Consider the following 19,415-nt stretch of genomic DNA (forward strand, 5'->3'; position numbering starts at 1 on the left):
AATCTTATAAATTCAGCATAGCTCCCTTGAAAAAGCTTAAGCTACCCCTTATCTAATCTACATTAGACAAGCCCACTACCTCAGTGGGCAAAATGTAAGAGGTTAATTGTGACTACTATTGTTTCAGTCAGACGTAATGGCAAAGTGGCCATTGGTGGTGATGGTCAAGTTTCTCTTGGCAACACGGTAATGAAAGGCAATGCTCGCAAAGTGCGCCGTTTATATAATGGCAAAGTACTAGCAGGCTTTGCTGGCGGCACAGCGGATGCATTTACACTATTTGAACGCTTCGAGAGCAAGTTGGAAATTCATCAAGGTCATTTAACTAAAGCCGCCGTTGAATTAGCAAAAGATTGGCGCAGTGATCGTGCTCTGAGAAAATTAGAAGCTTTATTGGCTGTTGCCGATGAAACGGCATCATTGATCATTACCGGTAATGGTGATGTTATTCAACCAGAAAACGACCTTATTGCGATAGGTAGTGGTGGTAACTTTGCCCAATCAGCAGCGACAGCATTGCTTGAAAATACCGAACTTTCTGCGAAAGAAATTGTTGAAAAATCATTGAAAATTGCTGGCGATATTTGCGTATTTACCAACCAACAGCACGTAATTGATGAACTATAACGGCCAATTTGTAAGGAATTAATATGTCAAATATGACACCACGTGAAATTGTTCACGAACTTGATAGCCATATCGTTGGCCAAAGCGATGCCAAACGTGCCGTTGCCATAGCGCTGAGAAACCGTTGGCGTAGAATGCAACTGAATGAAGAGTTGCGCGCTGAAGTTACCCCTAAAAATATTTTGATGATTGGGCCAACAGGTGTTGGTAAAACAGAAATTGCTCGCCGTTTAGCTAAGCTAGCTAATGCACCATTTATTAAAGTTGAAGCAACTAAGTTCACTGAAGTGGGCTATGTTGGTAAAGAAGTAGAAACGATTATTCGTGATCTTGCAGATATGGCCATTAAAATGACCAAAGAGCAAGAAATGGCACGTGTTAAGCATTTAGCTGAAGAAGCTGCTGAAGAGCGCATTTTAGATGTTTTATTACCGCCAGCACGCGATGGCTTTGGTAATGATGAAAAAACAGAAGACTCTTCAACACGCCAAGTTTTTCGTAAAAAATTACGCGAAGGTCAACTTGACGATAAAGAAATTGAACTCGACTTAGCCGCGCCACAAGTTGGTGTTGAAATCATGGCACCTCCTGGCATGGAAGACATGACGTCGCAATTGCAAAACATGTTCCAGAGCATGTCTAGCGAAAAGACTAAGAAGCGTAAGCTAAAAATTAAAGATGCTTTAAAAGCGTTGCAAGAAGAAGAAGCAGCAAAAATTGTCAACCAAGATGACATCAAAGAAAAAGCAATCTATGCCGTTGAACAAAATGGCATTGTATTTATTGATGAAATTGACAAAATTTGTAAACGTGGCGACAGCTCAGGCCCTGACGTTTCAAGAGAAGGTGTACAACGAGATTTATTACCATTAATTGAGGGCTCAACGGTTAGCACTAAGCACGGTATGGTGAAAACTGACCATATCCTTTTTATCGCTTCCGGTGCTTTTCAGATGTCAAAACCGTCTGATTTGATCCCTGAGCTACAAGGTCGTTTACCTATTCGTGTTGAATTACAAGCGCTAACAACTGAAGACTTTGTTCGTATATTAACAGAGCCTAATGCCTCGTTAACTGAGCAATACATTGCATTGCTTGCCACTGAAGGTGTTGATATATCATTTAGTAAAGAGGGTATTCAAGCCATTGCTAATGCTGCATGGCAAGTTAACGAAAGCACTGAAAACATTGGCGCACGTCGTTTACATACCATGATGGAACGCTTAATTGAAGAGCTTTCATTCACCGCTAATGACCGTTCAGGTGAAAGCATTCTCATTGATGCTGAGTTTGTGGCTAATATTCTATCTGAATTAGTTAAAGATGAAGATTTAAGTCGCTTTATTTTATAGTTAAATAAAATATGTACCGGAGTAAATATGAATATAATTAAGCGCTTTGTCATCGACAAAGCGACTGCAACCTTATCGATATTAGATGATAATGCCGAGCAGGATAACAGCAAAGCCATTAAGTTAAGCTTTGAATATTTACGCGTATTTGCTCCAACTAACGATAAAGGTCAAGCGATAGGCTCTACCCCAAAAGTATTTCATAAAAAACAAGTACAGCTGCTAAAAATCGAATCGGTTGCTAAACATGGCTACCGATTTATTTTTGATGATCACCATAGCGATATCTATAGTGCTAATTACCTACAAGTATTAGCGAATGAATACCAAACGCGCTGGCAAAATTATCTACAGCACACTAGCACAGCCGCAAATAGCCGAGAAGCAACAATAGAAATAAAAGAGCTTAAATAATTTGAGCTTGTATTATTTACGCTTTAAATACTTAGTAAACTCTTCTTCGCTTATCGGTTTACTAATAAAGTAGCCTTGAACAGCATCACAACCTATATTACGTAATAACTGCAACTGCTGCTGTGTTTCAACGCCTTCGGCCAATACACGCTTACCTAGCCCGTGTGATAATTCAACCATGGTTTTTACAATAGTTAAATCAGAGTCATTGGTTGTGACTTCTTGAATAAAACTTCTATCTATTTTTATTTTATCTATCGGTAATTTACGTAGATATGCTAATGATGAATAACCCGTCCCGAAATCATCAATAGAAACCTTAATGCCCATATTTTGTAGCTCTATAATAGTTTTCATCACTAGCTCAATATCTGTAATAACAACGCTTTCTGTGACTTCTAATTCAAGATAAATTGGTGGGATCTCATATTTTATTAATAGTTTTTGGATATTGTTCACAAAGTTAGCTGCCTGAAACTCAACAGCGGTGATGTTTATCGCTAGCGGCACTCGTCGTTTGTAAGCTTTATACCATTTGGCAATCGTTTGACAGGTTTTTTCTAACACATAATTATCAAGTTCACTGTATAAATTTAGTGCTTCAATATCATCAAAAAATTGCCCAGGCGCCAATAAACCTTTCTCGGGGTGCTGCCAACGTACTAACACCTCTGCACCCTCTAAACGATTACTTTTTAAATTTAATTGTGGTTGGAAATGTAGAATAAACTCTTCATTGGTAATGGCACGACAAATCTCTTTTTCCATTGCTAATAAATGCCGTCCATGTGACTGCATACCCGCTTCAAATTTAACGGTTTGGATATTGTGACTTTCTGCCTGAAATAATGCTAAATTCGCCTTTTGCAGTAAGTCATCAGCACTATCTGCGTCTTCTGGGTAGTCACAATAGCCGACACTACATTGTAAATGCACTTCTTGTTCAGCCACTTGGTACGGGCGCGCAATGAGTGCATGTATATGCTCGGCTGCTGTTAATTGCTGATGTGTATAAGAATAGTCAATGACATACATAAAAGAGTCACCGCTAAGTCGACCGACAACCTTAGGTTTAAGTAAGCTGTGATTAAGTCGACGTGCTATTTCACCCAGAATCAAGTCACCAATTTTCAAACCATGGGTATCATTAATGAATTTGAAACGCTTAATGTCCAACAAATAAATACAAAGTTTTTGCCCTTTACTATCAGCAACTTTCATTTCGTTGGTTAACTTTTCAAGCACTTGTTCTCGATTTAACACACCCGTTAAAGAATCATGCTTGCCTAAGTATTTTGCCCGATTAATTGCTGTGGAAGCGACATTTCTTTCCGCACCTTGCAACCATATTAGTATAATAAAACCTAAAATCGTATTAAGCCCCATATCGATATATAGCAAGTAGTCGGTAAGGTAACGAAACCAGTCATCAGTCAATGACACAATAGAAGCGAATGAATAAGCGACAAAACGAATGCCAACTAAGCTACAGTAGGCTAATAATATTTTTCCAGAGAAATGTTTTACATTAGATGAATAGATATAAAGTGCTGCGCTGATAAAGGCACAACCAAAAATAAAAGCAGCTAAACTCTCTCGTAAATAGAAGCGATTAAAAACACTGTGACTATCAAAGCCATACATTAATGCTGCTATAGTACCAAGAACCATAGCCGCGATAATACTTATATATAATGATCTCGCTGATAATTGCACTGGTTTTATTGCGCTATATATACCCAACATCAAGAATAATAAATGTAAATAATTACTGATTTGCCAAACGAGTGCGATGGTTATGTCAATTAAACTACCAATATGCTGATCGTTAAAAACACTCTGACAAGCAAGCGCTAATTGATTAACTGCCAAGGCTGATAAACTCAACATCCAAAATTTGACGTACTGATGGCCAAAACCACGATAATAAGTAAAAAGAAGTAAAGCAAGAATAGTAAAAACAAGAGTTTCTGTAGAATAAATTAAGCTCTGGGTAAATGCCAGATCAGCCATGAACACAACTCTTATAGGAAAGTAAGGCCTGTTATTAAATAATGTTTTTTATCTAATTACAAGCGACAGTTTACTCAATATTTATTTAACAACTATAACTGCTTAGCTGTTGTACCTGTGTACTCAGCCGTTATACTAGCTAATACAAAAAGCTACTAGGAAAACTTACTATGGAATACAACACTTCAGAGTTATGTGATATTTACACTGATTTAGTCGATGTACTTGAACCGGTATTTAGTAATTATGGTGGCCGAAGCTCGTTTGGCGGAAAGGTTGTAACTATAAAGTGCTTTGAAAACAATGGATTGATTTCGGAAATTGTTGATACAGACGGAACAGGTAAAGTCCTTGTTATTGACGGTGGCGGTTCAACACGCCGAGCACTGATTAATATCAAGATTGCAGAACTTGCGGCCAAAAATAATTGGGAAGGCATTATTTGCTTTGGCAGTGTTCGCGATGTTGACGCATTGGAAGATGTTGATCTTGGTATTCAAGGTTTGTTATCGATACCCGTAGGAGCAAGTACCAGTGATATTGGTGAAAGCGACCTAGCTATCAACTTTGCTGGCGTAACATTCTTACCTGATGATCATATTTATGCCGATAATACGGGCGTAATTTTATCTCCAGAGCCGTTGGATATTGAATAAATGTACAAAGAAAGTACTGTAAGGTCTTACTTTACAGCAACAGACGAATAAGTAACTACGTTATTCGTCTGTTATTTTATTAGCACTATTGGCCGCTAAGCTAATGTTGACTCTAGTGCTATAAAAGTGAAATTAAAGCTGGCCAAAAGTATGACAATTAAATAACTATCTTGCCTGCCTGCATTAATTGACTTAATGGATTAACACCAAACTGATAACATAGCTCTGCCGGTTGTTTAATATCCCAACAAGCGACATCTGCATCATAACCAACTGCTAACTGTCCCTTGCTGTTTGCCAGCCCTAGCGCTTTAGCCCCATGACATGTTACACCAGCTAAAGCTTCAACAGGCGTTAATCTAAAAAGCGTACACGCCATATTCAACATCAATTGCAGAGAGTTAATAGGTGACGTACCCGGATTGGCATCTGTCGCAACAGCCATACTGACCTCATGCTTGCGCAGTAGCTCGATTGGCGGTAGCTGCGTTTCTCTTAAAAAGTAAAATGCGCCCGGTAATAGTACCGCGGTCATATTCGCCGCTTTCATCGCAATAACGCCAGCTTCATCAAGAAACTCAATATGATCAGAAGATAAAGCCTGATATTTTGCCGCTAATGCCGTGCCACCTAAATTAGAAAGTTGCTCAGCATGTACTTTTACAGGTAAATGGTATTTTTTTGCCGCAGCAAATACTTGCTGTGTTTGCGCCAAACTAAAACCAATACCTTCACAAAAAACATCTACAGCATCGGCTAATTGTAAACTGGCCACTTTCGGCAACATATCTTCACAAACTAATTTAATATAATCATCGGCACGGTCTTTGTATTCAACTGGTAAGGCATGGGCACCTAAAAATGTTTTTCTCACCGTAACAGGCAAACTTTGCGCTAACTGCCCTGCTACTTGCAGCATTTTTATTTCATTTTTGCTATCTAAGCCATAACCCGATTTAATTTCTACCGTGGTTACACCTTGTTGATGAAGTGCAGCTAGACGCTTGAAAGCACTTGCAAATAATTCACTCTCGCTCGCGGCACGAGTTGCCGTAACGGTTGATACAATACCACCGCCAGCATTGGCTATTTCTTGATAGCTTTTCCCTTCAAGGCGCATTTCAAATTCATTTGCACGATTACCGCCAAAAACCAGATGGGTATGACAATCAACTAAACCTGGTGTTAACCAAGCGCCTTTACCATCAATAACATTAACGGTTTCATTATCAAACGCCGGCAATTGGTCCATTGCACCAAGCCAAACAATTTTACCATTGGCTATCGCCAGTGCACCGTTTTCAATTACACCATAACTATTAGCACCGTCGCTCATGGTGGCAAGGTTTACATTCGTCCAAAGGGTTTGCCAGAGCTGTATTTTCATCGACATAAAAATTCCAAAAAAGTTGTTTTCAGCTACGCTTAATCTAGATTTATAGCATTTAATCAAGGTTTAACTGTTACCAATAATTGGCACTCTAACTGATAGCAAATTAACAAGCAAGCTTGTATATACAACCCTTGACCTTGTGGTAAAAAAATGAGATTGTATATACAAGTTAAGTAAACTTTGCATACGGTGTAATATTAGACATGACAATGACACAAGTAAAAACCGCAAAATATAGTGTTATCAAACAATACATTTGTGAAAAAATAGAATCTGGTCAGTGGCTTGAACATAGTAAAGTGCCTTCTGAAAATGAGCTTACCGAACAATTCTCTGTTAGCCGTATGACCGCACGACGTGCTTTACAAGAGCTTACCGAACAAGGATTATTAGTGCGTTCGCAAGGCTCAGGCACTTTTGTTGCAACCTTTAAATCTCAGTCTTCGCTGTTAGAAATTCGTAATATCGCCGATGAAATCCATGAACGTGGCCATCAATATCATGCTGAGCAATTAGCTTTACAAGCTGTTGAGGTAAACGACGAAATTTCTATTCTGTTAGCATTAAAGCCTGGCGACAAAGCTTATTTCTCTAGTGTACTACACTTTGAAAACAACGTGGCGCTTCAATTAGAACAACGCTTCGTTAACCCTAAGTTAGTCACACAATATTTAAGCCAAGATTTCACCCAAATTACCCCACATGAATACCTTTCTTCTGAAGCACCATTAACTGAAGCAACGCATGAAGTTGAAGCTATTCTTGCGAGTAAAGATGTCTGTGAATTACTGAACATCAGCAATGTTACCCCATGTTTACAGGTTAAACGTCGTACTTGGTCTAGCCAAGGTGTCGTCAGCTTAGCCATTTTGACCTCGCCGGGAAATAAGTACCGCTTAGGTAGCCATTTAGTTTTTTAATCTTTGAAATGATGAGCGTTAACATGATGTTTAAATATGGTATCGACCTTTTAAATATTGATACCGTAAATGGTATTGCTGACGACAGAATCAAAGCCACTTGAACGGCAGCTGGTCAGAAGTTTCTGACTGGAAGGCCAATTAGTTTTTTAATTTAGGAGCGTTAAAATGACGTTTAAATATGGTATTGACCATTTAGATCTTGATATTGTCAACGGTATTGCCAACGGCACTATCAAAGCAGAGCTTTGCCAAGAAGCTTTAGATAAAATTAATACAAGCCGTCAAAGAGTTGAGAAAATGGCCGCTTCTAATAAAGCGGTATACGGTATTAATACCGGCTTTGGCCCTTTATGTGACACTCAGATCACCCCTGAAGAAACCAATTTATTGCAAACAAATTTGCTTATTACTCATGCCGTAGGCGTTGGTGAGCCAATCTCCAAGGCAATTTCAAAGTTAATGTTGATCACCAAAGTGCATGCCTTAAGTAAAGGCTTCTCAGGTATTCGCCTAGCAACAGTCGAAAGAATGCTAGCATTTATCGAGCTTGACCTTATCCCTGTAGTACCTGAGCAAGGTTCAGTTGGCGCATCAGGTGATTTAGCACCACTTTCACACCTATTCTTACCATTATTGGGTGAAGGCGAGTTCTGGCAAAGTACAGAGGGGCAAGCGGACAAAATTATTCCTGCAGCGCAAGCGCTACAAGAAAACGGTTTAGCACCAATGGCATTACATGCCAAAGAAGGCTTGGCGTTAATTAACGGTACGCAATTTATCTTATCCCATGCAATCACTGGCTTAACCAAGATGCGTTACTTATTAGACTTAGCTGACTTAACAGGTGCCATGAGTATCGAAGGCATGCAAGGTAGTGAATCCCCATTTAGAGCAGAACTGCATGCAACTCGCCCTTTTCAGGGCAGTTTAGATGTTGCTAGCCGCATGAGAATGTTCTTTGCAGGCTCGCAAAATATGTCTTCTCACACTAATTGTGAACGTGTACAAGATCCTTACTCGCTAAGGTGTATACCGCAAGTTCACGGTGCATCTCGCAACGCCTACAACCACTTAAAAGAACTTGCTGAAATTGAAATGAACTCAGTCACTGATAACCCCATTGTTATCAGTAGCGAAGAAGCTATTTCTGGCGGTAACTTCCACGGTCAACCTTTAGCGATGGTGCTTGATTATGCTTCTATTGCTTGTGCTGAACTTGGCAATATATCTGACCGCCGTTGTTACTTACTGTTAGAAGGTTTACATGGTTTACCACGCTTATTAACCGCCTCTGGGGGCTTAAATTCAGGCATGATGATCCCGCAATACACCACCGCGGCGTTAGTGACTGAAAACAAATCGCTTTGTTTCCCTCCTTCTGCTGACAGTGTACCTACGTCAATGGGACAAGAAGATCACGTGTCTATGGGCAGTATTTCAAGCCGACAGTTTAACCAGATATTAGGCAATTTAGAGAAAATTTTGGCAATTGAGTTAATGTATGCCGCGCAAGCAATTGACTTTAGACGTCCGAATAAATGCTCAGACATTATTGAGAAGAACTTTGCCGTGATCAGAGCGAAAGTGGCAAAGCTTGAAGAAGATAGACTGTTGAAGCCTGATATTGATGCCATGATCGCCTTAGTAAGATCACAAGCATTTACGGTTAGCTTTAGCATTGAAGTTAGTGAATAAATAAAGGGAGCTTTTAAAAATGGAAACAGCAATGAATCTTCAAGAACAAAGGCTTTTTCAAGCGAGCATAAGGCAAGGTATTCCCAATGTATTACCTGAAGCTAAACCTTATCCAGCGGATGCTAATCGCGCCCCTAAGCGCAAAGACATTCTGTCTGTAGAAGAAAAACAGCTAGCCGTGAGAAACGCTTTACGTTATTTCCCAAAAGCGTGGCATCAAGAACTGGCAACTGAATTCGCGCAAGAGTTAAAAGACTTTGGCCGTATTTACATGTATCGCTTTAAGCCAAGCTATCACTTAAAAGCACGCTCAATTACTGACTACCCCGCACAGTGCCAGCAAGCGGCCGCGATTATGTTAATGGTGGAAAATAACTTAGATCCAGCCGTTGCGCAGCATCCAGAAGAACTCATTACTTATGGCGGCAACGGCGCAGTTTTCCAAAACTGGGCACAGTACTTATTAGCCATGAAGTATTTAAGTGAGATGGAAAGCGATCAAACCTTACATTTATACTCTGGTCACCCGATGGGCTTATTTCCATCATCGGAAGATGCGCCACGTGTCGTTGTAACCAACGGTATGATGATCCCTAATTATTCTCAACCAGATGACTGGGAAAAGTTTAACGCCTTAGGTGTTACTCAGTATGGCCAGATGACTGCGGGTTCATTTATGTACATTGGCCCACAAGGCATAGTACACGGTACAACCATTACTGTGATGAACGCTTTTCGTAAGGTGCTTAACAAAGGTGATAGCCCGCAAGGTAAAATCTTCCTTACCGCAGGTTTGGGTGGCATGAGTGGCGCGCAACCAAAAGCGGGTAACATTGCGAACTGTGTAACGGTTTGCGCTGAAGTTAATGCAAAAGCAGCAATTAAGCGTCATCAGCAAGGTTGGGTTGATGAATTAATCGATAATATGGCTGAGCTAGTTGCCCGTGTTAAAACCGCGCAAGCGCTTGAAGAAGTAGTATCAATTGCTTATATCGGCAACATCGTCGATGTCTGGGAAAGCTTCTACGAACAAGATATTTTTATTCACTTAGGCTCAGACCAAACCTCATTGCACAACCCGTGGTCAGGCGGATACTACCCAGTAGGTATTAGCTACGAAGAATCGAATCGTTTAATTCGTGAAGAGCCTGAAGTATTTAAAGAAAAAGTACAAGCAACACTGAAACGTCATGCAGCTGCCGTTAACAAACACACAGCACGTGGCACTTACTTTTTCGATTACGGTAATGCTTTCTTACTTGAAGCATCACGCGCCGGCGGCGATGTCATGGCAGAAAATGGCATTGATTTTAAATACCCATCATATGTGCAAGATATCTTAGGCCCGATGTGTTTCGATTATGGTTTTGGTCCATTTCGTTGGGTTTGTGCTTCAGGTAAGCCAGAAGATTTAGATAAAACGGATGCTATCGCTGCAAGTGTTTTGAAAAAAATAATGCAAGAGTCACCTGAAGAAATTCAGCAACAAATGCAAGACAACATTACTTGGATTGAAGACGCCAAAAAAAACAAGTTAGTTGTGGGTTCACAAGCGCGTATTCTTTATGCCGATGCACAAGGACGTATGGAAATTGCCAAAGCCTTTAATGATGCTATCGATAGCGGTGAAATTGGCCCGGTCGTACTGGGGCGTGATCATCACGATGTTAGTGGTACAGACTCACCATTTCGTGAAACCTCAAACATCTATGACGGTAGTCGTTTTACCGCCGATATGGCGATTCACAATGTAATTGGGGACAGTTTCCGTGGTGCAACTTGGGTATCAATTCATAATGGCGGCGGCGTTGGTTGGGGTGAAGTAGTTAATGGTGGTTTTGGTATGTTACTTGACGGCTCAGCAGCAGCAGAACGTCGCTTAAAATCAATGTTATTGTTTGATGTTAACAATGGTATTGCCCGTCGTAGTTGGGCACGTAACTCCGAGGCAAACTTCGCTATTAAACGTGAAATGGCACGCACGCCAAAGCTTAAGGTAACTTTAGCAAACTTAGTTGCAGATGATATTTTAGATAACTTATCATTGTAAAAGGCTAACATATTAGCTAACGCAATGCTGTTTGCAGAACAAATATTGGCAGAAGAGATAAAGGAAATAAAATAAAAAAGCACCAATGATAATCATTGGTGCTTTTTCTTATTATCTAAAGGCATATCATAGTCACTTACTTATATCTATGTACCTAAATATAGTCAGGTATAATTAACCACAACACTTTTTATATTTCTTGCCACTACCGCATGAACAAGGATCATTACGACTTGGGGTTTTGTCGAATATTGTTGTCGTTGGCTTATTAAGAATGACTTCAAGTTCATTGAGGTCTTCATTAGCGACACTATCAACATTAATTATGGCGAATAAATTATTATCAGCAACTAAAGCAGCAACTTCAGCTTTTTTTTCGTCACTGTTAACTACTAAGGTTAATGGATTTTTTTCGCTGCCAAGTTTAACGGTACGCTTAGTGCTATAACCTGTTTTGACATGATTGACTCTGGTATGGATACGCCCTTTGTAATACAGATCGTGCATAACAAAACTCCGCTAATTAAATACTTGATTTGAGCGCGGCAGTATAACCTAAACCGTGAAATAGTCGACCGTTGAATTGAGCAACAGGGCCCTTACCTGACTTTTTACTGAAACTAACATTAATTATTTCTTATTGCCGTTGAATACCATTGCAGTGACTATTACTGCAAGCTTGACATAATATGTCAAGCAGGTTAACGTAATTATATAATTGCTAACTTACCGTTAACAGTTCAGCTTATAATGGAGGTGGTAATGGAATACATACTATTTTTTGAAACTTGGATTTTTCTCGCTATCTTATTTGCCTGCTTAGAGATTTTTGTCCCTGGCGGTATTCTACTTAATTTAGGGGTAGCCTCGCTACTTGTCGCTATTGGTGTACAGCAACAAATCCTTGATACTTGGATATTAACCTTAACCACATGGTTTATTCTTGCGACACTTCTCCTGATCAGCGTTTATTTTATCACTGAGCGATTTTTTGCCGGCGATACTACCATAGAAAATGTCTTTGAAGAGTTAGATATATATGGAAAAACCGTCAATGTTGTTGAACAAATAGGTCCTGGAACACAATCAGGTAGAGTGGAGTTTCAAGGTACCACATGGACTGCACTCGGCGACGGCTCTATTATTCCTGCTGGCGGCCAAGCTTCTATTGTTTGTAAAGAAAATATTTCTCTCGTCGTTGAACCAAGCAAATAACTTTTATAACCCATTTAAATACCTTAACATTTAGTAGGAGAATACCTATGTTAGCTACTGTTACCTTTGCTTTTCTAGCATTGCTCTTCATCGTCGTAAAGCTAGTACTTGTAGTACAAATGAAAGAAGTTTGCGTGATAGAGCGCCTAGGGAAGTTTCGTGCTGTACTCCAACCTGGATTACATTTCTTAATTCCCTTTATCGATCGCGTCGCCTATCGCCATGAAACCCGAGAGCAGGTACTTGATATACCAGCACAGAGTTGTATTTCTCGTGATAACATTCAAATTAGCGTTGATGGCTTGGTTTATATCCAAGTAATGGACGGTGAAAAGGCCAGTTATGGTATCGAAGATTACCGCCGTGCCAGCATTAACTTAGCACAAACCACCATGCGCTCTGAAATAGGTAAGTTAAATTTAAGCCAAACATTTTCCGAGCGAGATACCTTAAACGAAACCATCGTCAGCGAGATTGATAAAGCTTCTGATCCTTGGGGTATTAAAGTATTACGCTACGAAGTACGCAATATTACGCCATCAGATAATGTTATCCATACGCTTGAAAAGCAAATGGAGGCTGAGCGACAAAAACGTGCTGAAATTACCTTAGCAGAAGCAGAAAAAGAATCGACCATCAACCTGTCAGAAGGCCAACGCCAAGAAGCGATCAACCTGTCTGAAGGTGATAAACAAAAACAAATTAATGAGGCTCATGGCCGCGCACAAGAAATAGCTATTCTTACTCAAGCCTCCGCTGAAGGTATTAATTTAATTGCCAAAGCAGCAGCGTTACCAAGTGGTGATCAAGCGATTAAAATGCGTTTATTAGAACAATTTATTTCGCAAACAGGCAATATTCTTAAAACCGCAGATGTTTCTATCATGCCAAGCGAAGTGGCAAAATTAGAAGGTTTTTTCCAAGGCATGGAAAAAGTAACGCAAAATATTCAAGGAGCAAAATCATGATAGCGATTGATGCAAATACCATTGATTTAGCCGTATTAGCCATTTGGGCATTTATATTCTTATTCCTAGCCTTTAAGTTCTTCCAAGCTATTTGTTTGGTCCCTACCAAATCAGCCTATGTCGTTGAACGTTTAGGTAAGTATCGCTGTACTCTAGATGCCGGCTTTCATTTGCTGTTACCGTTTATTGACCGAGTAGCATTTATTCAAGACTTAAAAGAAGAAACCATAGAAGTACCACCGCAAGAGTGTTTTTCAAAAGATGAAGTTAATGTTGAAGTGGATGGCGTTATTTACATCCAAGTTATTGACGCAGTAAAAGCAAGTTATGGCATAACTGACTATCGCTTTGCCGCCATGCAACTTGCTCAAACCACCACCCGTTCAGTCATTGGTACGCTTGAACTAGATAGAACTTTTGAAGAGCGTGATATTATCAGTGCAAAAGTGGTTGAGGTGCTTGATAAAGCAGGAGAAAGCTGGGGGATAAGAGTTCACCGCTATGAAATTAAAAATATTACGCCACCGGTCACAGTGCGCAATGCTATGGAGATGCAAGTTAATGCCGAACGTGAACGTCGTGCTATTTTAGCAAAAAGCTTAGGTGATAAAGCCAGTCGCATTAATCGCTCAGAGGGTCAGATGACGGAGTTAATTAATTTATCTGAAGGTGAAAAACAACGCAGAATCAACTCAGCAGAAGGTAAAGCAGCTGAAATATTAGCCATTGCTCAAGCAACTGGCGATTCCATCAGTAAGTTGGCAGCAGCCATAGAACAACCCGGTGGCCAACAGGCATTAGATATGCAATTAAGCGAACAATACTTACAACAAATGAAAGGCTTAAGTCAGCAATCAACTAAGGTAATATTGCCTGCCAACTTGCTTGATTTTAAGCAATGGTTAGCAACTGCCGGCATTCATCATAAATAGCCTGCGCTCAGCTTAGTAATATGATTTATTATCAACGCTAGCACATAAATGAATAAGCCGACGATTATGTCGGCTTATCTTATAGTAATAAAAAACCAATACTCAATACTAAAACTAATGACAAAAGCAACCAAGTTTTATCGGCTATGATGAACTTTTTAGTACCCTTTAATTGCCTCAATTTACTCACGGTTAAATAAAAAAATGTGGTTAATAACGCGATAAAAAAATGTACTTGGATAGTGAGCAGTTCACTATTTTCTTGCCAAAGAAAAACCGGGCCACGGTAATTAACAAAAAATAAATTTAACAGCGAAACATGCGCCCATAAAACAAAAAACATCAATAGTATTTTGTACTGATAAATCACTTTTAATGTTTTCGTAATAACATTATTCGCCATAAAATACTTACCTTAATTATTACTTCACTCTGACTGAATAGTTTGCTCTTTATTGCCGATATTCTGACTATCACAAAGGTTAAAATTCAACTGATTACAAGGTTACTGCCCAGTGTAATAAATCATCATAAACATAGCGATATTGTAACTCTGTGCAAAGCTTGTCACCGATAACCTGTTTACTCGCCTGCTCATCTTGCTCTGGTTCAAAACAAGGCACAGATAAGTCTAAAGCTTTTGCTGCCGCTTGATAATAACCTTTACGGTTAATCTTAGTATGGCTGACCACATTATAAACGACTGGGGGTTGATGATGGGTATCTTTAATTAATAGCTTAATGATATTAACTACGTCAGCTTGATGCACTAAATTTACTTGTGCGCTGGCATGAGTAAAAACACGGCCTGATTGTAAAAACTTACCAGGATGACGGTTTGGTCCAACTAAACCAGCCAAGCGTAAAATATGTACTTGCTTAGAGAATTCCTTTACTGCTTGCTCAGCAGCTAATAGTGTTTCAACCTTTGCAGCGCTACTATCTAGGCTGCTATTTTCATTAATAGCTCCCACTAAGCCATTATAAATAGCCGTAGAATTTAATAAAATGATATGTTGAGTTTTTCCCTGCTCCGCTAATTTCACTAATTGCTTAATTTTTAGCGGGTAATCTAATTTACCTTTTTTTAATTGTGGTGGAATGGCAATAATTAGCACGTCATTTTCAAATAACGCCTGATCAACATTTACAGTGTTACTACCACTTGCTATAGCATTTATATCTGCAGCAATAGGTAATATTAACTGCGTAGCAGGTATATTTAAACTATTAAGCTTTTCTAATGTTGCCTGAGATTGGTAACTTGCAAGTACCGGAACCTTTTCCGCTAACAAAACCGTTGCTAGCGCCTGCCCTAACCAACCACACCCTATAATACTAACGCTCATAAACGCAACATCTCCCAAAAATTGTTCATCATTTTTAACAATCGACTAACCCGCACTTTTAGCTTTATCTGTACGAAAATCTTTAATCACTTCAACTACGTCACCAGCAATGGCATTTGGGATAGGAATTGACAAGTTATACTGGAGTATCTTCCAGCCATGCTCGGTATTAACCAATAAACCACTGCCGCGACAGCGACCATAGTTTTTGTTGAATAATAGTTCATCGAAAAAAACAATCTCGTTAACTTGAGCAACACTAATATGGCGTTCAATTGGTTGATATAACCAACCTTTTCCTTGACTAAAATAAGGCTTAACAAAAGCTGAGAATTCAGCTTTATTCCATCGTTCGCCACTATCCGTACCGAGATAAACCGCATTGTCTGCCAATAAATCAATATATTGCTCGTAATTAGCTTCTGCTGCAGCTCGGTGAAATTTATTTAATAATAGCTCAATATCTTCATTTGCCGAGCTAAAAAAGCTCAACAATAATAAACTCAAAATAACTTTATACATATCAACTAACTCCTTACCTGAAAGTGAAAAACGCTATTTGAGCAATGGATTCAATAAGCAAAAATAATTCGATTTAAAACAGTTTTATCAGAGGGTTACTTTACCCCTCTTAAGTTAGTGTCTGTCTTTTTAGAACCGCTACATAAGCGCCGGTAAATAACGCTACGGTTTTATCGCCACAACAAACTTGTACCTCGATGGTAAAGCGTGCATTTTTACCTAAGCTCAGTGCATCACCATTACCGGTAACTAAGGCCTGACAAGTTTGTGCATGCGCGACACCTGCCAGCGGTGCTAAGTAGCGAATACTACCTTCAGCTAAAACAATATCAGCCTGTTGTTGATAGGTTTGTAAGGCAAAATAAACCCACGCCCAACCCGTTAATGTTGCCAAGGTATAAATACTGCCAGCAAACATTGTATGATGTAAATTTTTATTAAATGCTGGCTCACAATTAGTCACTAATTTCTGCTGATCAAAATAGCAGATATTAATATTCATCGCTTGGCTTAATGGAATAGTTTGATGCCATAGTGTTTGTAACACTTGGGATTTTTCAATTAAATGCTCACTCGAATAACCAAGATGCTTGCTCATTTTAGTATGGGCTATCTTTTCATAGAGAAGATGCGAAAAACCTTGATCCTGATAGCCAAGTTGTAGGTAAAAGCCAATAGCGCTTTCTCTGGCATTAAGTTCTATGCTATCCACCCCAACTTGCCTGGCAATACTTTCTAACTCGGTCAGTAATAATTTACCTAACCCTTGACCTTTTGCTGTTTCAGCAATAGCCATATAACGCACTTGTGCTTTATGTTGCTCACTTTTATGTAAGCGACCTACACCAATGACATTATCCATATCATCCAAGATCACGCGATGATATGATTGCGACTCTAGTTCATCTTGTTCACTGCCTTTAGGTTGCTGCCAAGGGCTACGTAGCACTTGCCAGCGCAATTGATAATAAGCATCTAACTCGGCCTGATTTTTGGGTGCTCTACATCGATACATTGTCTATTCTTATTTGCAAAGGAAATAAATAATTGCTTAGCTGCTTTTCATTTTAGGAATTTACATACACGTGAAATTAACTAAACATGTTGATCAAGGCCACCTAGTGTACCTTAGTAATGATGCAGACCAAATATCCATTAGTGAAAATATGCATTATCGATGGCTAATGTTTGATGATGTTATTCAAAGCGTCATGCATTTACGTCAACCTGAAAAGTTAACGTTACCGCATCAATATGCGGTACTTATGCCGTTGCTATTTTTTAAAGCTAAAAAGGTAGTCGAATTAGGCTTGGGCGGTGGTAACATTAGTCGATTTCTAAACACATTAGATTCAAATATTGATGTGCTTAGCGTGGAACTTTCTAGCCAAGTTATCCATTGTTTTAAGCAGTTTTTTAATCCGTTACGGCATAACATTAGCATTGAAAATAAAGCGGCACTGACATGGTTACAGGAGAATGAGAACAGTAATTACCAACCGGCAGATTGGTTAATTTGTGATGTATATCAACATCATGCTGATAGCTTTCAGAACCGAGTAAAACTGTTAACCGCACTAATAGATAACTTAACAGATGATGCCTGTTTAACGATCAATCTACCTGATCTTGACGATCATGAAGTAAACCTCTGTTTAACAATATTAAAACAATTACAAAGTTCGCATCAAATCATCTATTTTCATATTCCACGCTACCTTAATATTGTGATACATCTACTCCCTAATCACTGGCCGATAGCTAAGCTGAGAAAACGCTCTAAAACGACTTACCTACCTTTGTGGCAATATCGTCGCTGGCAACAGTATTTTACTCACCATACCAGCACATAATTTGGCGTATATTAGCCCTGTAAATTAATTGTCACTGGGCCATCATTGAGCAACCTGACTTGCATATCAGCACCAAATATACCGGTTGGCACAGCAAAGCCTTGCGATCGCAAATGGTGACAAAAACACTGATATAACGTGTCACTCATTTTTGGCGATGCCGCGCTAGTAAAGCTTGGTCGTAATCCTTTAGCCGTGTTAGCAGCAAGGGTAAACTGCGAAACGACTAGTATCTCACCGTGGACTTGCTTAACGTTTAAATTCATTTTGTCATTTTCATCGGAAAAAATTCGATAGCCAGCCACCCGTTCAGCTAAACGTTTAGCTTTTGCTTCAGTATCCTCTGGTTCAATGGCTAATAATACCAGTAAGCCGTGCTCGATCTCGCCAACGATTTTATTATCAACACTGACTCTCGCTTCTAACACCCTTTGCAATAATGCGATCATCTACTTTTTACTACCTTGTTCTGCAATAAAATTGGCCATAGTATCTGCTGCTTTGCAAAAGCCATCAATAGTTTGTGTTTCAAAGCCGCCATGTCCCGCTTTAGGTAATATCTGCAATTGGGCATTTGGCCATGCTTGTACTAATTTATCGGCATGGCGCATTTGACACACCATGTCATAGCGGCCATGTAAAATAATCGCAGGTATTGTTTTTATTTTTTCAATAGCCGTTAAAATAAAGTCTTCAGCAACAAAGCATTTATTAACAAAATAATGGCTCGATACTTTTGCCATGCATAACGCTTGATGGGCATCCGTTATATGATGAGGTTCAATATGATGATGCTCTATTGTCGATAACCTAAGCTCCCATAAACACCAAGCCTTACTGGCAGCAATAGCAGCAATTTCATTATTACCCGTCAATAAATCGTAATAGCCCTGTAATATGCTAGCGGATTTTATGTCAGGACGTTGTTCGATAAACTCACGATAGTATTCCGGAAAAAAGCCCGCCGCTCCACTCTGGGTATATAGCCAGTCATATTCAGCCGTGGTACCGAGAAAAATTCCTCGTAAAATAAAAGCTAATACGCGCTCTGGATACTTTATTCCATAAAGTAAGGCTAAGGTTGTGCCCCAAGAGCCGCCAGTAACTAGCCATTGCGATATATGTAAATGTTTACGAATGGTTTCTATATCACTGATTAAATGACTTGTCGTATTATGGCTCAGGCTAGGAGAAGGTTTAGAGCGACCACAACCCCGTTGGTCAAATAAAATGATTCGATACTTTTCAGGATCAAAATATCGTCGATAATTTTTAGATGAACCACCACCAGGCCCACCATGTAGATAAACCACAGCAATACCATCGGGGTTACCTGACTGCTCAAGATAGAGTTGATGGCCATCGCCAACATCAAGCCATTCTTGTTGATAAGCAGCAATATTCGGAAAAAGTACTCTAGACATAAAGCCCACCTTTAAAGAAAACCTAATCA

20 protein-coding genes are annotated in these 19,415 nt (G+C 39.4%); 11 read left to right on the plus strand and 9 right to left on the minus strand.

The window, feature by feature from the left end; genetic code table 11:
• Positions 1-108: 108 nt before the first annotated feature.
• From hslV to FGD67_RS08815, 3 genes are read left to right on the plus strand one after another with little or no spacing between them, the layout of a single operon-like run.
• Positions 109-627 carry an ATP-dependent protease subunit HslV gene (hslV, locus tag FGD67_RS08805; RefSeq protein ID WP_257174660.1) on the plus strand — a complete coding sequence of 173 codons (519 nt, stop codon included), beginning with the start codon at positions 109-111 and terminating at the stop codon, positions 625-627.
• A 23-nt stretch (positions 628-650) separates the two neighbouring features.
• Entirely contained in the window at positions 651-1,979 is a 1,329-nt protein-coding gene (gene hslU, locus FGD67_RS08810; RefSeq protein WP_257174661.1) for an HslU--HslV peptidase ATPase subunit, read from the plus strand.
• 27 nt (positions 1,980-2,006) lie between these two features.
• Entirely contained in the window at positions 2,007-2,393 is a 387-nt protein-coding gene (locus FGD67_RS08815) for a gamma-butyrobetaine hydroxylase-like domain-containing protein (protein WP_257174662.1), read from the plus strand.
• Positions 2,394-2,405: 12 nt separating this feature from the next.
• On the opposite strand, the gene FGD67_RS08820 is transcribed toward FGD67_RS08815, so the two are convergent.
• The gene (locus FGD67_RS08820; RefSeq protein ID WP_257174663.1) at positions 2,406-4,406 is read right to left on the minus strand and encodes a bifunctional diguanylate cyclase/phosphodiesterase; all 2,001 of its coding nucleotides are present in this window, start codon (positions 4,404-4,406) and stop codon (positions 2,406-2,408) included.
• Between the two features lie 170 nt (positions 4,407-4,576).
• Here FGD67_RS08820 and rraA point away from each other — a divergent pair, with 170 nt between their 5' ends.
• Positions 4,577-5,062 carry a ribonuclease E activity regulator RraA gene (rraA, locus tag FGD67_RS08825; protein WP_257174664.1) on the plus strand — a complete coding sequence of 162 codons (486 nt, stop codon included), beginning with the start codon at positions 4,577-4,579 and terminating at the stop codon, positions 5,060-5,062.
• Positions 5,063-5,219: 157 nt separating this feature from the next.
• On the opposite strand, the gene hutI is transcribed toward rraA, so the two are convergent.
• Positions 5,220-6,455 carry an imidazolonepropionase gene (hutI, locus tag FGD67_RS08830; RefSeq protein WP_257174665.1) on the minus strand — a complete coding sequence of 412 codons (1,236 nt, stop codon included), beginning with the start codon at positions 6,453-6,455 and terminating at the stop codon, positions 5,220-5,222.
• A gap of 203 nt (positions 6,456-6,658) precedes the next feature.
• Here hutI and hutC point away from each other — a divergent pair, with 203 nt between their 5' ends.
• From hutC to FGD67_RS08845, 3 genes are all read left to right on the plus strand, one after another.
• The gene (hutC, locus tag FGD67_RS08835; protein WP_373567865.1) at positions 6,659-7,375 is read left to right on the plus strand and encodes a histidine utilization repressor; all 717 of its coding nucleotides are present in this window, start codon (positions 6,659-6,661) and stop codon (positions 7,373-7,375) included.
• Between the two features lie 168 nt (positions 7,376-7,543).
• Positions 7,544-9,073 (plus strand): histidine ammonia-lyase, encoded by a 1,530-nt coding sequence (gene hutH, locus FGD67_RS08840; RefSeq protein WP_257174666.1) that lies wholly within the window; start codon positions 7,544-7,546, stop codon positions 9,071-9,073.
• A gap of 19 nt (positions 9,074-9,092) precedes the next feature.
• Entirely contained in the window at positions 9,093-11,123 is a 2,031-nt protein-coding gene (locus tag FGD67_RS08845; protein ID WP_257174667.1) for a urocanate hydratase, read from the plus strand.
• 174 nt (positions 11,124-11,297) lie between these two features.
• Here FGD67_RS08845 and FGD67_RS08850 read toward each other — a convergent pair whose 3' ends face one another.
• Positions 11,298-11,630, minus strand: a complete 333-nt coding sequence (locus FGD67_RS08850; RefSeq protein ID WP_257174668.1) for a PBPRA1643 family SWIM/SEC-C metal-binding motif protein — start codon at positions 11,628-11,630, stop codon at positions 11,298-11,300.
• Positions 11,631-11,885: 255 nt separating this feature from the next.
• Between FGD67_RS08850 and FGD67_RS08855 the strand changes: the two genes are divergently transcribed.
• From FGD67_RS08855 to FGD67_RS08865, 3 genes are read left to right on the plus strand one after another with little or no spacing between them, the layout of a single operon-like run.
• Positions 11,886-12,338, plus strand: a complete 453-nt coding sequence (locus tag FGD67_RS08855; RefSeq protein WP_257174669.1) for an NfeD family protein — start codon at positions 11,886-11,888, stop codon at positions 12,336-12,338.
• Between the two features lie 47 nt (positions 12,339-12,385).
• A complete protein-coding gene (locus FGD67_RS08860) occupies positions 12,386-13,306 on the plus strand; it encodes a stomatin-like protein (RefSeq protein ID WP_257174670.1) in 921 nt (306 codons plus the stop codon).
• Entirely contained in the window at positions 13,303-14,238 is a 936-nt protein-coding gene (locus FGD67_RS08865; RefSeq protein ID WP_257174671.1) for an SPFH domain-containing protein, read from the plus strand. The genes FGD67_RS08860 and FGD67_RS08865 overlap by 4 nt, the downstream gene beginning before the upstream one ends.
• A gap of 79 nt (positions 14,239-14,317) precedes the next feature.
• Here FGD67_RS08865 and FGD67_RS08870 read toward each other — a convergent pair whose 3' ends face one another.
• The 4 genes from FGD67_RS08870 to FGD67_RS08885 form a co-directional block, all read right to left on the minus strand.
• Positions 14,318-14,641, minus strand: a complete 324-nt coding sequence (locus FGD67_RS08870) for a hypothetical protein (protein WP_257174672.1) — start codon at positions 14,639-14,641, stop codon at positions 14,318-14,320.
• Between the two features lie 94 nt (positions 14,642-14,735).
• Positions 14,736-15,587: an SDR family NAD(P)-dependent oxidoreductase gene (locus FGD67_RS08875; protein WP_257174673.1), complete on the minus strand. Its 852-nt coding sequence runs from the start codon at positions 15,585-15,587 to the stop codon at positions 14,736-14,738.
• A gap of 45 nt (positions 15,588-15,632) precedes the next feature.
• A complete protein-coding gene (locus FGD67_RS08880; RefSeq protein ID WP_257174674.1) occupies positions 15,633-16,109 on the minus strand; it encodes a nuclear transport factor 2 family protein in 477 nt (158 codons plus the stop codon).
• Between the two features lie 109 nt (positions 16,110-16,218).
• The gene (locus FGD67_RS08885) at positions 16,219-17,124 is read right to left on the minus strand and encodes a bifunctional GNAT family N-acetyltransferase/hotdog fold thioesterase (protein WP_257174675.1); all 906 of its coding nucleotides are present in this window, start codon (positions 17,122-17,124) and stop codon (positions 16,219-16,221) included.
• A gap of 70 nt (positions 17,125-17,194) precedes the next feature.
• On the opposite strand from FGD67_RS08885, the gene FGD67_RS08890 reads away from it, so the two are divergent.
• Positions 17,195-17,962, plus strand: a complete 768-nt coding sequence (locus FGD67_RS08890; protein ID WP_257174676.1) for a hypothetical protein — start codon at positions 17,195-17,197, stop codon at positions 17,960-17,962.
• 11 nt (positions 17,963-17,973) lie between these two features.
• On the opposite strand, the gene dtd is transcribed toward FGD67_RS08890, so the two are convergent.
• Positions 17,974-18,411: a D-aminoacyl-tRNA deacylase gene (dtd, locus tag FGD67_RS08895; protein WP_257174677.1), complete on the minus strand. Its 438-nt coding sequence runs from the start codon at positions 18,409-18,411 to the stop codon at positions 17,974-17,976.
• Positions 18,412-19,386 carry a prolyl aminopeptidase gene (pip, locus tag FGD67_RS08900; RefSeq protein WP_257174678.1) on the minus strand — a complete coding sequence of 325 codons (975 nt, stop codon included), beginning with the start codon at positions 19,384-19,386 and terminating at the stop codon, positions 18,412-18,414. It abuts the gene before it with no gap.
• Between the last annotated feature and the right edge of the window lie 29 nt (positions 19,387-19,415).

This window comes from Colwellia sp. M166 (assembly GCF_024585285.1).
In the GTDB taxonomy this organism is placed as follows: Bacteria; Pseudomonadota; Gammaproteobacteria; order Enterobacterales; family Alteromonadaceae; genus Cognaticolwellia.

Excerpts from the sequence above, each read along its gene's own strand:
- hslU (WP_257174661.1), top strand. The coding sequence starts at position 651 with ATGTCAAATATGACACCACGTGAAATTGTTCACGAACTTGATAGCCAT.
- FGD67_RS08815 (WP_257174662.1), top strand. The coding sequence starts at position 2,007 with ATGAATATAATTAAGCGCTTTGTCATCGACAAAGCGACTGCAACCTTA.
- FGD67_RS08820 (WP_257174663.1), bottom strand. The coding sequence starts at position 4,406 with ATGGCTGATCTGGCATTTACCCAGAGCTTAATTTATTCTACAGAAACT.
- rraA (WP_257174664.1), top strand. The coding sequence starts at position 4,577 with ATGGAATACAACACTTCAGAGTTATGTGATATTTACACTGATTTAGTC.
- hutI (WP_257174665.1), bottom strand. The coding sequence starts at position 6,455 with ATGTCGATGAAAATACAGCTCTGGCAAACCCTTTGGACGAATGTAAAC.
- hutC (WP_373567865.1), top strand. The coding sequence starts at position 6,659 with ATGACAATGACACAAGTAAAAACCGCAAAATATAGTGTTATCAAACAA.
- hutH (WP_257174666.1), top strand. The coding sequence starts at position 7,544 with ATGACGTTTAAATATGGTATTGACCATTTAGATCTTGATATTGTCAAC.
- FGD67_RS08845 (WP_257174667.1), top strand. The coding sequence starts at position 9,093 with ATGGAAACAGCAATGAATCTTCAAGAACAAAGGCTTTTTCAAGCGAGC.
- FGD67_RS08850 (WP_257174668.1), bottom strand. The coding sequence starts at position 11,630 with ATGCACGATCTGTATTACAAAGGGCGTATCCATACCAGAGTCAATCAT.
- FGD67_RS08855 (WP_257174669.1), top strand. The coding sequence starts at position 11,886 with ATGGAATACATACTATTTTTTGAAACTTGGATTTTTCTCGCTATCTTA.
- FGD67_RS08860 (WP_257174670.1), top strand. The coding sequence starts at position 12,386 with ATGTTAGCTACTGTTACCTTTGCTTTTCTAGCATTGCTCTTCATCGTC.
- FGD67_RS08865 (WP_257174671.1), top strand. The coding sequence starts at position 13,303 with ATGATAGCGATTGATGCAAATACCATTGATTTAGCCGTATTAGCCATT.
- FGD67_RS08870 (WP_257174672.1), bottom strand. The coding sequence starts at position 14,641 with ATGGCGAATAATGTTATTACGAAAACATTAAAAGTGATTTATCAGTAC.
- FGD67_RS08875 (WP_257174673.1), bottom strand. The coding sequence starts at position 15,587 with ATGAGCGTTAGTATTATAGGGTGTGGTTGGTTAGGGCAGGCGCTAGCA.
- FGD67_RS08880 (WP_257174674.1), bottom strand. The coding sequence starts at position 16,109 with ATGTATAAAGTTATTTTGAGTTTATTATTGTTGAGCTTTTTTAGCTCG.
- FGD67_RS08885 (WP_257174675.1), bottom strand. The coding sequence starts at position 17,124 with ATGTATCGATGTAGAGCACCCAAAAATCAGGCCGAGTTAGATGCTTAT.
- dtd (WP_257174677.1), bottom strand. The coding sequence starts at position 18,411 with ATGATCGCATTATTGCAAAGGGTGTTAGAAGCGAGAGTCAGTGTTGAT.
- pip (WP_257174678.1), bottom strand. The coding sequence starts at position 19,386 with ATGTCTAGAGTACTTTTTCCGAATATTGCTGCTTATCAACAAGAATGG.